The following is a 14296-nucleotide window of genomic DNA, read 5'->3' on the forward strand; positions in this document are numbered from 1 at the left end:
CTCATGCGGTCGCGTAGCGGTTGGCGGGGCGGGGGAGTCCCAGCGTCCCCCGCAATGTGGTGGCCGAGTACTCGGTTCGGAACGCTCCGCGACGGCGCAACTCGGGGGCCAGACCCGCAGTGATCTGAATCAGGTCGTGGGGGAGGGTGGCCGGCCGCAGTCGGAACCCGGTCGCGCCTGCCGCATGCCACTGCTGCAGCACGTCGGCCAACTGCGCCGGGGTGCCGACGAATACCTGCGCGTCACTGGTGTATTCGATCCCGGCACGTTCGTCGAGCCGCTCGCGCCGCGCCGCGGCCTCTGCGGCAGTGTCGGCGAGGAACACCACCAGATCGGCGAACACCCGCACCGGCGCCAGGCCGGCGGGTCGTAGTGCCGCGATGGCCTCGACGATGCCGGTCGTCTCGGCGGCTCCGTGTGGCGTCACGAACTCGACGTCGGCGCTCGTCGAGATCAGCGCGTGGGACGCCTCGCCGTGCCCGAGGGCGGCGACGATCGGCTGCCCCTGGGGCGGTCGCGGGGTGATCGACGGACCCTTGACGGAGAACCACTCGCCCTCGAAGTCGATGTAGTGCAGCTTGTTCCGGTCGACGAAGCGCCCCGACGCGACATCGCGTATGACGGCGTCATCCTCCCAGCTGTCCCACAGCCGACGGAGCACCTCGATGTAATCGCCTGCCTCGGCAAGCAGTTCGCGCGTGATGTCGCCGTTGGATGAGTCGGCTACGACGCGGCGGCCGAAGTGACGCGCGGCATGCGGGTTCGCCGACACCTGAACGCGGACACCCGCGCGACCGGTGCTCACGTAGTCCAGCGTGGCGATCGCCTTGGACAGGTGGAACGGCTCGGTGTGCGTCACCACAGCTGTTGGCACGAGCCCGATGTGCCGGGTTCGGGGCGCGACCCGCGCGGCGATCAGTACGGCATCCAGACGGCCGCGGACCCGGTCGGTTCGGTTGTCGGCGCCCACGGCGTCGTCGTACTGCAGTGTCAGGCCGTCCTCAATGGTGACGAAGTCCAGCAGGCCGCGCTCAGCCTCGGTGACCAGATCGGTCCAGTACGCCGGGCTCAGTAGTCCGGCGGGACGGGCGTCCGGCTCGCGCCAGGACGCCGGGTGCCAACCCGTCCCGTCGAGGGCCACGGCGAGGTGCATCGGCTCATCGGACACGGTGGGACCTCACATTCGATCGCTGTCTCTGCAGTAACGCCCAGCCGGCCGCGAGCCATTCCTGCCTGTGCGTGGACATACGACCAGTGTCCTGCGGTGTGCAGCGCGTTCAAGGGTCAAACGCAGGCTGATTCCTGCGGCCTGTCAGGCGGAGCAGCATCCGGTGCTGCCACCGGCCGGCGTTACCGAGGCATCCAGCGGTCGGCTGCAGAAGCATGACGACGCTATCGAGGTGTCCGCCCGTGCCGAGGCCACGTCGAGGAGTGGCTTGATGACGCGCGCCTCGGCGGTGCGTCCAAGGGCCTCGTAGGCGCGGTGCAGTCCGAGCAGGGCCCACACGTTGTTGGGGTGCCGGTTGGAACGGATCACCTCGTCCGACAGTCCCAGGTCGGCCTCATAGACTGCCGCGGCCTCCTCGAGATGACCCTGCTCGAGCAGGAGTGCCCCCAGGGCGTGGCGGCTTGGCATCATCCAGCCCCACGGCTCGTCGTAGGGCAGATCGTCCTCACGCCGCACCGCGTTTCGGAGATGGTGGAATGCCCTATCGTATTCGCCTGCGTGATAGGCAATCTCGCCGGCCAGTACCTCCCGGGCGACACCGAGGATGTCCTGGCAGGGCACCACATGCATGCGCCTGGTCTCCGGGACAGTCGCCGCGGCCGCCTCGAAGTTCCGCTGTGCCTCGGCTGCGGCATCGTGCTGCTTCAGTGCGGCATGCGCGACGCCCTTGCCGTAATAGTTCATCGCGGTCGTCATGGAGTAGATATCCGGGTCGGTGGGCAGTGGATCGTCGATGAGCTCGTGCCACTTGCCGAACCGAACGAGGGCATGGGTGCCGATCGACATGTAGCCCTCCAGCCAGTCGGCCATGGCGGGGCTCTCCATGCGGACGAGTTCGTCGGGGATGGTGTCGTGCATCGCCGCGACGGCGTCAATCGCGGGCTCGAACTGGCCGAGGAACATCGCGCCGTAGAGCTTGAAGTGATAGTTGTGCACCCGGTAGAGCGAGTAGAAGTTGAGTGCCCCGGCGTGCTTCCAATAGCGGACGTCCCGCTCGATGCCGATGTGGTTCCACTGGACGACGTCCTGATAGTTTCCGCACAGCACATCGATATGGGTCGGCATATGCGCGAGATGGCCGGAATCCGGTACCAGCCGCCGTAATTCGTCACCGACTCGCAGCGCCGACTCAGGGGTGGGCGACATCTCCATGAGATGGACGTACAGGTGCCACAGCCCGGGGTGCGGCCGGCGACCCGCGGCGCGGTTGTGGTCGATCGCCGCTTCGAGGACCGCGCGGCACTCGAGCGTGTCGGCACCCGCCGTCGGCAGTCCACTGCGCAGCTCCCACATCTGCCATGGCGTGCGGTTCATCATCGCCTCGGCGAACAGGGTGGCGACGTCGGGGTCATCACCGAACTGCCGGTGCACCCCGCGCATCGCATCGGTGTACTCCGCGCTCCACACGTAGAGATCCGGGGCGGGAACCTCGGACTGGTAACGAGTTTGGAGCGCGTCGATCAGCGCGCGCTCCACCGGGGACGCGCCATCGGCGTTGTCTCGCGCGAGAGCACACGACTGCCGTGACGTCCGCAGCGTCTCGATGATCTCGTCGTCGTCGAACAGTTCCCACGGCCGGTTGTAATTCGGCCCCGCCACGTACGCCAGGCCCCAGTGCGCCATCGCGCAGCCCGGATCATGCTCGAGAGCCTTACCGAAGCAGAGCGCGGCCTCTTCGTGGTTGTAGGCGAAGACCCAGTTCAAGCCGCGGTCGAACCATCGTTGGGCCACCGCTGACGTCGTGGTGATGGGGCGCGTGTACCCACCGAGGTCGAAGGGATAGTCGTCCATGGCTGGCCTTCCGAGGTCGATGGATCCGAGGCGACCCTAGCGCGAGCGGGCGTCGGCCGCGACGAGCCCGTCCCTGTGGCCGTCGACTAATAATCACCCCGACGAGATGGCTGTTCCTCGAGTGCGCTCGGGTGGAGGATCACCCCTCGTGTCTACAGAGATCGTGCCGGAGACAGGGCATTCCGCAGTCGACGTGCCAGTGCGTCGTTACTCGAGTATCGAGAGCCGGTCGATCGACTGGATCACCCCGAGCGAGCGTCATGGCACCCCGTGGCGCGTGAGTCCACTGTTCTTCATCGCCAACTGGAGCTTCTTCACCATCGCGCTGGGCTTCACCGGGCCGGCGCTGGGTCTCAGCGTCGGCTGGGCCGTGCTGGCCTCGGCGCTGGGCCTGGTGGTTGGCACGTTCTTCATGGCCTTCCACGCCACACAGGGTCCGAGATTGGGTCTGCCGCAGATCATCCAGTCGCGGGCACAGTTCGGCTTCTACGGCGTCATCGTCGTCGTCGCGATGTCGCTGACCTGCTACCTGGCGTTCGGCGTGGTGTACACCATCCTGACCGCACAGGGGCTGGCGCAGATCTTCGGTTGGCCGCCGGTGGTGATCGGACTGGTGGTCAACCTGGTGGGCGGCGCATTCGCGATCGCAGGCCACGACTATCTGCACCGGATCTCGCGGCTGGTGTTCTACGTCACCGTCCCCTTGGTTCTGGTGTTCTCGCTGGCCGTCGCGCTCGGGAAGGCAGGCGGCACCGAACCGTCCTCCAGTGAGCACGGCTTCGTGCTCTCGGCATTCTTCACGGTGTTCGCGGTCTCGGCGGCCTATAACATGGCACTCGCCCCGGTGGTGTCGGACTACACGCGGTACCTGCCCGTCAAGACCTCCTCGCGATCGCTGATCTCGAGTGTGTATGTGGGAGCCGGTATCTCGGCGCTGTGGTTGATAACGCTGGGTGCGTGGCTCTCCGCTCACTATGAGGCAGAGGATGCCCTGGTGGCACTGCACGAGGCCGGGAACAACGTGTTCGGCGGCTTCGGTGCGGTGCTGGCGCTGGCATCTGCGGCGACTCTGGTCGTGTGCACCGCGACGGCCGCATACAGCGTGACGCTGCAGTTTCTCACCGGCGTGGACCTGGTTCGCCGGGTTCGGCCGAGCCGCGCCCTGCGCATTGCCGTCACAGCGGCAACCATCGTGATCTACCTCGTGGTGGCACTCCCATTCGGTGACCACGTCATCAACGCCGCGAGCAACGCCCTGTCGCTGATGTTGTTCCTGCTGGTGCCGTGGACGGCGGTGAACCTCACCGACTACTTCTTCGTGCGTCGGGGCGAGTATGCGATCACCGACCTGTTCACCCCCCGTGGCGTGTACGGCGGATGGTCGTGGCGCGGAATCGCGGCCTACTTCCTGGGATTTGCCGCCATGGTGCCCTTCGCGGTGTTGCCGTACTTCACTGGCCCGATCGGCGCGTTGCTCGGCGGTATCGACATCTCGTGGCTGGCTGGTCTGGTGGTCTCGGCGCTGGTGTACTACGCCTTCACGCGCGGCCAGGACCGCACAGGCGAGCAGCAGGCGATTCGGGAGAGCGACGCCCGTCTGGCGGCCGTCGAGGAGTCGGCCGACACCGCCGATCACCGCCCACCGCTGGAACACGGGTTGCTCGACGGGCCCTAGTTGCGACGCGCCTTAGCCCGAATTGCCGAATGTTCGGCCGAACGATGAAGGGATTTACCCGAAGTGTCGTATGACAAGAGGTTTCACCTGGGCTGGTTCGCCAACTTCTGCGTCGACGGGTGGAACGAGCAGTGGGGTTCCACCGGCGGGCAGGACTGGTCGGGCAGCTTCTATGTGGAGCTGGTTCAACACCTCGAGCGGGCGAAGTTCGACTATCTGCTGCTCGAGGACAAGCTCATGGTGTCCGATGCCTACGGTGGGACGTTCGAACGCGAACTCAAACACGCGCTGCACTCGCCCAAACACGATCCGGCACCGCTGATTCCGCTGCTGGGCAACGTCACCCAGAATCTGGGGCTCGTCCTGACCCTGTCCTCGACGTTCTACCCGCCGTTCCTGCTCGCCAGGCTATGCAGCACGCTCGACCACCTCACCGGTGGCAGGCTCGGCTGGAACATGGTCACCTCGGCTGAGGACCGCTCCGCGCAGAACTTCGGGCTGGACCACCTGCCTCGCCATGGCGAGCGCTACGCCCGTGCACACGAGTACGTGGATCTGGTTCGTGCACTGTGGAACTCGTGGGAGCCCGACGCCGTAGTGCGTGACCGGGAGACCGGGACGTTCGTCGACCACACCAAGGTGCACACCATCGACTTCGAGGGTGAGTACTACAAGAGTCGTGGCCCGCTCAACACCGTTCCCTCGCCGCAGTACCACCCCGTGCTCGCGCAGGCCGGTGGCTCACCACAGGGTAAGGACTTCGCCGCGAAGTACGCCGACACCGTGGTCGGAACGGCGGCCGACCCGCAGGGGATGATCGCCTACCGGGACGACATTCGCAGGCGTGCAGCCGAATACGGTCGCAAACCCGATGACATCAAGGTGCTGTTCCTGTGCACCCCGCATCTCGGTGAGACCGATGAGGAGGCGCGGGCCAAGCTGGAGCGCCTGGTCGACAACGAGTACTACCTCGAGAAGACACTGGCGCATCTGGCTGCGATCACCGAGATCGACTTCACCAGCTTTGACTTGGACAAGCCGCTGCCCGACGACCTTCAGACCAACGGTGAACGAGGATCTCTCGAGGCGTTCCTGCAGCGCGGCAGTGGAAAGACACTGCGTGAGCTGACCGCCGCGTATCTGTCCACTGAGGATGCCCTGGTCGGGACCCCGGCCACGGTGGCCGACCAACTCGAGGCACTGATGGACGAGGTCGGAGGGGACGGTTTCCTGTTCACTGCGCCAGGTATGCGTCTCACCCGCCGGTACGTGATCGAGGTCGTCGACGGGTTGGTGCCCGAGCTGCAGCGCCGCGGCCTCACCCGAACCTCATACGAGCACAAGCTGTTCAAGGACAATCTGTTGGCGTTCTGAGTGCGACCTCGGCGCCTGACGCGGCGACGATGACGTCGTCGAGAACGGCGCGTGAGTTCGCCAGGCCGCGGATCTCCTCGTCGATGCGATCGCGCTCGGCGGTGAGCCGTTCGACGAGCCGCGGCGTCGCCGATTCGGTGGGACCGCCGTCGGTGTCGCGCATACACGGTAGGAGCGACGCGATCGTTCGGCTGGGTAGCCCGGCGGCGTACAACTCCTGAATGTGGATCACCCGATCCACGGCCGCCTCGGTGTACTCGCGATGGCCGCCGCCACTGCGTTCCGAGACCAGCAGGCCCGCACTCTCGTAGTAGCGCAGGGAGCGCTCGCTGACACCGGTTCGTCGTGCGAGTTCGCCAATTCGCATGTGACCGTTATACCGGACTTCACTTGAACCTGACATTGGTGTCAGCCCTTACCGTGCGGGAATGACGACATCAAACCCCGCACCGCCCTTCGCCTACAGCCCGATCACCGAGCGCGCACCGATCGTCTGGCCCGACGGGGCCAAGGTGGCGGTCTACATCGGATTGAACGTCGAGCACTTCCTGGTGGACCGGCCGTCGACAAGCATCTGGCCGGGTACCGCAGATCTCGTCCCCGACGCGTTGAACTACGGCTGGCGCGACTACGGCGCCCGGGTCGGGATCTGGCGAACGATCGAGGCCCTCGACAGCCACGGCATCCGGCCCAGCGTCCTGCTGAACTCCACGGTCGTCGACGCTTACCCGCAGATCGTCTCCGCCGGGCTGGAGCGCGACTGGACGTGGTTGGCGCACGGCCGGACGAACTCGGTGCTCCACACGGACATGCCCGTCGACGAGGAGCGCCGAGTCCTGCGGGAGATCACCGACACCATCTCCGCTGCCACTGGCAGGCGGCCTGTCGGGTGGATGGGGCCGGGTCTGACGGAGACGCACCACACGCCCGAACTGCTGGCGGAGTTGGGCTTCCAGTACGTCCTCGACTGGACGAACGACGACCAGCCCTATCCACTCACCGTCCCGGGTGTCATCAGTGTTCCGTACTCGGTGGAACTCAACGATCTACTGATGTTCGGAAGGGGATGCACTGGAGACGAGTTCGTCCAAATCGTCAAGGACCAGTATGAGCAGCTGAGGATTGACTCGTCGTCCAGCGGCCGTGTGATGGCATTGGCGTTGCATCCCTTCGTGATCGGCCAGCCGTTCCGGCACAAGTACCTCGATCAAGCCTTGAGGTACTTGGCCGGACAGCCCGATGCTTGGCTGACCACGAGCGATGAGATCGCCGCCCACTTCCTGGACGCGCGCTGAACTCAGAGCGCGGCGTCTGCGGTCTCCAGAGCCCGATCCAGGATGTCGAGGCCGGTGTTGGCGTCCTCATCGCTGATGTTGAGGGCCGGCACCACGTGGATCCGGTTGAAGTTCGCGAACGGCAAGAGCCCGCCCTGCTTGCAGGCGCCGACAACGGCGTTCATGGCCGGGCTGCTGGAACCGTAGGGTGCCAACGGCTCCCGCGTCTCCTGGTCGGCGACCAGTTCGATGGCCCAGAACACACCCGTGCCGCGGACCTCGCCGATGCAACGGTGCCGGCCGGCCATCTCGCGCAGGCGGGGCCCGATGACCTGCTCGCCGATACGCGCCGCGTTCTCGACGATGCCCTCGTCGGCCATCGCGTTGATCGTGGCCACGGCGGAGGCGGTGGCCAGCGGATGGCCGGAGTACGTCAAACCGCCGGGGTAGGCGCGATGAGCGAAGGTCTCGGCGATCTCCGAGTTGATCGCCACGCCGCCCAGCGGCACGTAGCCGGAGTTGACACCCTTCGCGAACGTCATCAGGTCAGGAACAACATCGAAATGCTCGATGGCGAACCATTTTCCGCTGCGGCCGAAGCCCGACATGACCTCGTCGGCGATGAACTTGATTCCGTACTCGTCGCACAGTTGCCGGACGCCGGCGATGTAGCCCGGGGGCGGGATCATGATGCCGGCGGTGCCGGGGATCGACTCGAGAATGATGGCCGCGATGGTCGACGGACCCTCCATGCGGATCGTCTCGTGGAGGTGGTCGAGAGCGCGCTCGGTCTCCTCGGCCTCGGTGGTGGCGTGAAAACGCGACCGGTAGAGGAACGGCCCGAAGAAGTGCACGATGCCGGCGTTCCCGTGATCGTTGGGCCAGCGCCGCGGATCACCGGTCAAGTTGACCGCCGTCTCCGTGCCGCCGTGATAGGAGCGGTAGCGGCTCAGCACCTTGTAGCGCCCGGTGTGCAGACGCGCCATGCGCACCGCGTGCTCGACGGCGTCGGCGCCGCCGTTGGTGAAGAACACCTTGTTCAGGTCGCCCGGGGTGCGCTCGGCGATCAGCCGCGCGGCCTCGGATCGGGCGTCGTTGGCGTGCTGCGGCGCGACGGTACAGAGCTTGGCCGCCTGCGCCTGGATGGCCGCGACCACCTTCGGGTGCTGGTGGCCGATATTGGTGTTGACCAACATCGACGAGAAGTCCAGCAGGCGGTTTCCGTCGCCATCCCAGACGTAACAGCCCTCCGAGGCGGTGATCGTCATCGGGTTGATCTCGGCCTGCGCCGACCAGGAATGGAACACGTGCGCACGGTCTAGTTCGTAGGCGCGCGCAGCCTCGCGGCGAGCCTCGTCGACGGACAGGCCGTTGGGCAGGAGGGCGGCGTCATTGGTCACGGTCATGGAACACATCTTTCACTCATCAGGCGATGGTCGCGTGGGGAACCCCGGTGTAGAGACTGCGGTGAGATCGTGGAACGAGGGGTTTCAGCGATCTCACCGCAGTCTCGAGGGCTGGGGTCGGGGGTTGGGGGTTACGCGTTCTGGGGGAAGCCCAGTTCGATGCCGCCGTGGCTGGGGTCCAGCCACCGCTGGGTGATGGCCTTCTGGCGGGTGAAGAAGTTGACGCCGTCCATGCCGTGGGCGTGGGAGTCGCCGAACAGCGAGGCCTTCCAGCCGCCGAAGCTGTAGTAGGCCATCGGGACGGGGATCGGCACGTTGATGCCGACCATGCCGACCTGCACCTCGTTCTGGAAGCGTCGTGCGGCGCCACCGTCGTTGGTGAAGATGGCGGTGCCGTTGCCGTAGGGGTTGTCGTTGATCAGGTTCAGCGCCTCGTCGTAGGTCTCGACCCGCACGACTGAGAGCACGGGGCCGAAGATCTCGTCGGTGTAGATGCTCATCTCGGGCGTGACGTTGTCGATCAGGGTGGGGCCGAGCCAGAACCCGTCGGCACCGCCGTCAGCGGTGACGTTGCGGCCGTCGACGACGATCTTGGCGCCGTCGGCCTCGCCGGCGTCGATGTAGGAGGCGACCTTGTCGCGGTGGGCCTTGGTGACGAGCGGGCCCATATCGGAGTTCTTGGTGCCGTCGCCGATCTTGAGGCCGATGGTGCGCTCGGTGATCTTGGCGATGAGGTCGTCGGCGATCGGTCCGACGGCCACGGCCGCGGAGATGGCCATGCAGCGCTCGCCCGCGGAGCCGAAGCCTGCGTTGACCATGGCATCTGCGGCGAGGTCGAGGTCGGCGTCGGGCAGGATGACGGCGTGGTTCTTGGCCCCGCCCAGGGCCTGGACGCGCTTGCCCGCGGCGGTGCCGGTGGCGTAGACGTACTGCGCGATGGGGGTGGAGCCCACGAAGGACACCGACTTCACGGCCTTGTTGGTCAGCAGCTCGTCGACGGCGGTCTTGTCACCCTGCAGGACGTTGAACACTCCGGCGGGCAGGCCGGCTTCCTTCCAGAGGTTGGCGATCCACAGCGCGGCGGTGGGGTCCTTCTCCGAGGGCTTGAGAACCACGGTGTTGCCGGTGGCGATGGCGATGGGGAAGAACCACATGGGAACCATGGCGGGGAAGTTGAACGGGGAGATGATTCCCACGACGCCCAGTGCCTGGCGGATGGAGTAGACATCGACATTGGTCGAGGCGTTCTCGGTGAAGCCGCCCTTGAGCAGATGCGGGATGCCGCAGGCGAACTCGACGACTTCCTGGCCGCGTGACACCTCACCCAGCGCGTCGGAGACGACCTTGCCGTGCTCGCTGGTGATGATCTCCGCGAGTTCACCCTTGCGGGAGTTGAGCAGTTCGCGGAAGTTGAACAGGATCTGGGTGCGCTTGGCCAGTGAGGTGTCGCGCCAGGCGGGGAATGCGGCCGCGGCGGCGTCGATGACCGCTCGCGCGTCCTCGACGCTGGCCAGGGCGACCTGTCCGGTGACCTGGCCGCTGGCCGGATTCGTCACCGGCGCGGTGGCACTGCTGGTGCCGGCGAAGGCCTCGTTGTTCATCCAATGATCGATGGTGCGCATGCAGAGGACCTCTCGTGCTGGTGATAAAGGGGCAGGAACCAGCCGCGCTGCTGGTGACACCGTTGATCATTGCAGCGGAAGGCTGGGCTCCGCACCGAACACACCGTCACCGATTGAAGCCCAGGCATTACAGTGTGTAAATGCCCCTGACCATCTCAGACGTCGTTGGACTGCCGGTGCTGCAGCGCGGTGAGCCCGAGATCCTCAGCGACCGCCGCTGGGACGACGAGATCCGCTGGATTCACGTCAGCGATGTCGCCGACCTCTCCACCCTGCTGCAGGGTGGCGAGTTGGTGCTGACCACCGGGGCACCGCTGCACCGCAACGCGCGCACCTATCTCGAGGGTCTCGCTGAAGCGGGTGCGTTGGGCGTGGTCGTGGAACTGGGCAGGGTGTTGGCAAAAGTGCCGGCCAGCGTCGTCGACGCCGCCCGGCGGCTGAATCTGGCGCTGGTCGCGCTGCACCGCGAGATCAAGTTCGTGGAGGTCACCGAGGCGGTGCACCGCCGAATCGTCGCCGAACAGTACGAGGAGATGGCGTTCGACCGTCGCGTGCACGAGGCCTTCACGGAGCTGAGCATGAAGCGGGCGTCCGCCGCCGGAATCGTGGAGGCCGCGGCACGAATCCTCGACGAACCGGTGGTGCTCGAGGACCTCGCGCACCAGGCCCTGGCCGCATCGGCCAGCGGACCCGCCGCGGCGGCGCTGCTGCACGACTGGGAACGCCGTTCGCGGCTCGTGCCGGCTGCGGGAGGTGGTGCCGAATCCTGGGAGGTGACGTCGGTCGGCCCGCGCTCTGAGGAGTGGGGCAGGCTCATCGTCCCGCGCCAGGCGGCAGATCCGGCACGGGCGAAGCGGGTCCTCGAACGCGCGGCGGCGGCGCTGGCGATGCACCGGATGATCGAGCGGGACCGCTCGGGACTGCACCAACAGGCCCAGAGCGGCCTCATCGACAACGTGCTGCGCAGCCGCATCACCGACGAGAGAGAGGCCGCTGCCCGGGCGCACGCGCTCGGGTTACGCAGGGCAGCAAGCTATCTGCCCGCTGTGGTCAGGGTCGAGCGGGCCGAGGACAGTGCGGATCCAGTGGCCGCGCAACGCCGCAACGTCGCGCTGCTCGACGTCGTCGCACACACCGTGAACGCCGCGCGGCACACCGGGCTGTTCACCATTCGACGGGACGGCGAGATCGGCGCGGTGCTATCCCTGGGGACGGTGCGTGGGGGAGCGAACGACAAGGCGCTCACTGCACTTGGCGATCAACTACGCGGAGAGATCCGGCGTGTCAGCGGCGCCTCGGACACCGTCCTGGCGATCGGGCCTGCCGGGGAGAGCGTCATCGACACCATCCACGGACTGGCTGACGCCGCACACGTGGCGGAGGTTGCCATGGCGATGGGTGCGGGATCGCGGAGTTATTTCCGGGCGTCAGACGTGCGGCTGCGCGGGCTGATCGCGCTGTTGCGCGACGACCCGCGGGTGCAGAACTTCGCCGAGACCGAGCTCAACGCGCTGTTGGCCAGCGATATCGTCGGTGAGCTGTCGAACCTGTCGGTGCTCCGCCAGTACCTGCAGCTGGGCGGTAACAAGGCCGAGCTGGCCCAGCGGCTGCACATCAGCCGTCCCGCGCTCTACAAGCGGTTGGCCGCGATCGCGGGGATCCTCGGCGTCGACCTCGACGATGCCGAGTCGATGGCGTCGTTGCACGTGGCAGTGATGATCCTGGACTCGCGGCGCCGCGCGGCACCCGCCGTCGTCAGCAGCACCTGACGCACTAGTGCAGCAGCGGGCCGAACACGGGCGCGAAGACCGGCTCGGGATCGAGCACGTGACGCTCGAATCGCACCTGAACCGGCATGCCGGCACACACCGAGTCAGGCTGGCAGTCAACGATGTTGGCCGCGAGACGCAAACCCGGCTGTTCGACGAGTTCGACGATGGCGATGACATAGGGCAGCGGCACCGCGGGATTGAAGGGATGGTGGTTGACGGTCCAGGTCAACACCGTGCCGTGGCCGGACACCGCCCGCCCGGTGAGCGTCGCTCCGCAGTCGGGACAGTCCGAGGAGGGCGGAAGGCTCCACAGTGCACACGTCTCGCAGTACGGGACGACGAGCTGTCCTGCCATGATGGTCAACCTACCGGCCACGTCCCTCGAGGTGGCCCCGGTTGCCGGAGGGGAATGGAGCCTCGTGTCGTCGCATTTCGAGAAGGACGCGATCATCAGCGGGGTCGGCATCTCCCGCATCGGCCGCCGCACCGGCATCCCCGGTCTGGAGCTGACCATCGAGGCGGCATCTGCCGCCATCGCCGATGCGGGCCTGAGGCCGGCGGACATCGATGGCGTTGCCACGCTCGGCGACACACCGCGCCAGCACGTGGTGGAGGCGCTCGGCATCGATGCGCAGAACCGAAGTTCGGGCTTCGACACCGCTGGCTTGCTGAGCCCCCTGATGTCGGCGTTCCTCGCGGTCGCGCAGGGCCGTTCGCGGCACGTCCTGGTCTACCGCACCGTGGGCATGCTGGGCGGGTCGATGATCGACTCGTCGGGACCCCCGCCCGAGCCGAACGCGCTGACGTCCCCGCCGGTCGAGCCGCGTGAGCCCGGGCAGCGACGACGGGTCGGAGCCAACGACGACGTCGGCGAGCTGCTTGCCGCCCACGCATACTCAGCGTCGAACTGGGTGGCGATGCACTGTCGTCGACACATGGACCTCTATGGCACGACGAGGGAACAGCTGGGTTGGCTGGCCATCAACAGCAGACGCAATGCGGCACTCAATCCGCTTGCGGCCTATCAGGATCCGATGACGATGGACGACTATCTCGCGTCCCGTCCCATTTCGACGCCGCTGGGTCTCTACGACTGCGACGTTCCCGTCGATGGGTCGATCGCCGTGGTGGTGTCGCATCGCGACTACGGGCCGGACTGCCCGAATCCGGCGGTGGGCATCGAGGCCATCGGTGGGACGTACGGGTCCGGTGGCTGGTTCCACCGCGACGACTTCCCGAAGATGGCCTCAGTCGACGCCGCGGCGCAGATGTGGTCGCGGACCGACCTCACGCCGGGTGACATGGACATCGCCGAGCTGTACGACGGTTTCACGTTCCTGACGATCGCGTGGCTGGAAGCGCTCGGTGTGTGCGCGGACGGTGAGGGTGGACCCTTCGTGGAGGGGGCATCCCGGATCGCCCTGAATGGGGTGCTTCCGCTCAACACCTATGGCGGTCAGCTCTCCGCTGGCCGCATGCACGGCTACTGGGTGCTGCACGAGGCGTGCCTGCAGCTGCGGGGTCAGGCCGGGCAGCGGCAGGTTCGCCGACAGCCGGAGACGGCGCTGGTTGCCGCGGGCGGCGGTCCCATCGCCGGATGCATGGTTCTCACCCGCTGAGGGCAACCTGGATCTGTCGAATGCACGATCTGTCGGATGAGCAAGGAGGCCCCAATGGCCGAGAACGATTTGAACGATTTCAATGCGAAGAACATCGCGGAGTTCCGCGGCAATCACGGCAGGGTCGGTGGTCAGTTCGAGGGTGCGCCGCTGCTGATCCTGCACACGAAGGGCGCCAAGACCGGCGAGCCCCGCACCAACATCATGATGTATCTGGCCGACGGCGATCGCTACCTGGTGTTCGCCTCCAAGGCGGGTGCCGACACGAGCCCGGCCTGGTACTTCAACCTGCGTGCCCATCCGCAGGTCCGCATCGAGGTCGGCGATGAGGAGTTCGATGTCGTCGCCACCGAACTCGACGGCGACGAGCGTGACGCGAAGTACGCCGAGCAGGCTCGTCGATATCCAGGCTTCGCCGGCTACGAGAAGAAGACGACGAGGAAGATCCCGGTCGTCGCACTGACCCCGGTGCGGTGACCGCCGGCGCGGCTGGAACGCGCCCCCCCGAACACATTGCCGCATCGTTTACAGTAAG

General features: G+C 66.6%; 12 protein-coding genes. 6 read left to right on the forward strand and 6 right to left on the reverse strand.

Features of this window, described 5'->3' with window-relative positions:
- Position 1: 1 nt before the first annotated feature.
- Together ACZY0X_RS24310 and ACZY0X_RS24315 are read right to left on the reverse strand one after the other, a co-directional pair.
- The gene (locus tag ACZY0X_RS24310) at positions 2 to 1153 is read right to left on the reverse strand and encodes an LLM class flavin-dependent oxidoreductase (RefSeq protein ID WP_463774124.1); all 1152 of its coding nucleotides are present in this window, start codon (positions 1151 to 1153) and stop codon (positions 2 to 4) included.
- A gap of 159 nt (positions 1154 to 1312) precedes the next feature.
- Positions 1313 to 3019: a tetratricopeptide repeat protein gene (locus tag ACZY0X_RS24315; protein ID WP_463774040.1), complete on the reverse strand. Its 1707-nt coding sequence runs from the start codon at positions 3017 to 3019 to the stop codon at positions 1313 to 1315.
- A gap of 148 nt (positions 3020 to 3167) precedes the next feature.
- Between ACZY0X_RS24315 and ACZY0X_RS24320 the strand changes: the two genes are divergently transcribed.
- The gene (locus tag ACZY0X_RS24320) at positions 3168 to 4694 is read left to right on the forward strand and encodes a purine-cytosine permease family protein (protein WP_463774042.1); all 1527 of its coding nucleotides are present in this window, start codon (positions 3168 to 3170) and stop codon (positions 4692 to 4694) included.
- Between the two features lie 63 nt (positions 4695 to 4757).
- Positions 4758 to 6068: an NtaA/DmoA family FMN-dependent monooxygenase gene (locus tag ACZY0X_RS24325; protein WP_463774043.1), complete on the forward strand. Its 1311-nt coding sequence runs from the start codon at positions 4758 to 4760 to the stop codon at positions 6066 to 6068.
- Here ACZY0X_RS24325 and ACZY0X_RS24330 read toward each other — a convergent pair.
- Positions 6043 to 6435 (reverse strand): MerR family transcriptional regulator, encoded by a 393-nt coding sequence (locus ACZY0X_RS24330; protein ID WP_463774045.1) that lies wholly within the window; start codon positions 6433 to 6435, stop codon positions 6043 to 6045. The two genes, ACZY0X_RS24325 and ACZY0X_RS24330, sit on opposite strands and share 26 nt — an antisense overlap.
- Before the next feature lie 61 nt (positions 6436 to 6496).
- On the opposite strand from ACZY0X_RS24330, the gene ACZY0X_RS24335 reads away from it, so the two are divergent.
- Positions 6497 to 7363, forward strand: a complete 867-nt coding sequence (locus ACZY0X_RS24335) for a polysaccharide deacetylase family protein (RefSeq protein WP_463774047.1) — start codon at positions 6497 to 6499, stop codon at positions 7361 to 7363.
- A gap of 2 nt (positions 7364 to 7365) precedes the next feature.
- Here ACZY0X_RS24335 and ACZY0X_RS24340 read toward each other — a convergent pair whose 3' ends face one another.
- Together ACZY0X_RS24340 and ACZY0X_RS24345 are read right to left on the reverse strand one after the other, a co-directional pair.
- Positions 7366 to 8748, reverse strand: coding sequence for an aminotransferase class III-fold pyridoxal phosphate-dependent enzyme (locus ACZY0X_RS24340; protein WP_463774049.1), 1383 nt, complete (start codon positions 8746 to 8748; stop codon positions 7366 to 7368).
- A gap of 131 nt (positions 8749 to 8879) precedes the next feature.
- Complete coding sequence (locus ACZY0X_RS24345; RefSeq protein WP_463774050.1) at positions 8880 to 10370, reverse strand: CoA-acylating methylmalonate-semialdehyde dehydrogenase; 1491 nt, start codon at positions 10368 to 10370, stop codon at positions 8880 to 8882.
- A gap of 140 nt (positions 10371 to 10510) precedes the next feature.
- Here ACZY0X_RS24345 and ACZY0X_RS24350 point away from each other — a divergent pair, with 140 nt between their 5' ends.
- The gene (locus ACZY0X_RS24350; RefSeq protein ID WP_463774052.1) at positions 10511 to 12139 is read left to right on the forward strand and encodes a PucR family transcriptional regulator; all 1629 of its coding nucleotides are present in this window, start codon (positions 10511 to 10513) and stop codon (positions 12137 to 12139) included.
- A gap of 4 nt (positions 12140 to 12143) precedes the next feature.
- Here the strand turns inward: ACZY0X_RS24350 and ACZY0X_RS24355 are convergent, their stop codons facing one another.
- Positions 12144 to 12497 (reverse strand): Zn-ribbon domain-containing OB-fold protein, encoded by a 354-nt coding sequence (locus ACZY0X_RS24355; RefSeq protein WP_463774053.1) that lies wholly within the window; start codon positions 12495 to 12497, stop codon positions 12144 to 12146.
- A 64-nt stretch (positions 12498 to 12561) separates the two neighbouring features.
- Here ACZY0X_RS24355 and ACZY0X_RS24360 point away from each other — a divergent pair, with 64 nt between their 5' ends.
- On the forward strand, positions 12562 to 13761 hold the full coding sequence (locus ACZY0X_RS24360) for a thiolase family protein (RefSeq protein ID WP_463774054.1): 1200 nt from the start codon (positions 12562 to 12564) through the stop codon (positions 13759 to 13761).
- Positions 13762 to 13815: 54 nt separating this feature from the next.
- Complete coding sequence (locus ACZY0X_RS24365) at positions 13816 to 14238, forward strand: nitroreductase family deazaflavin-dependent oxidoreductase (RefSeq protein ID WP_463774056.1); 423 nt, start codon at positions 13816 to 13818, stop codon at positions 14236 to 14238.
- Positions 14239 to 14296: the final 58 nt, after the last annotated feature.

Source organism: Mycobacterium sp. IDUB_39 (genome assembly GCF_055419205.1).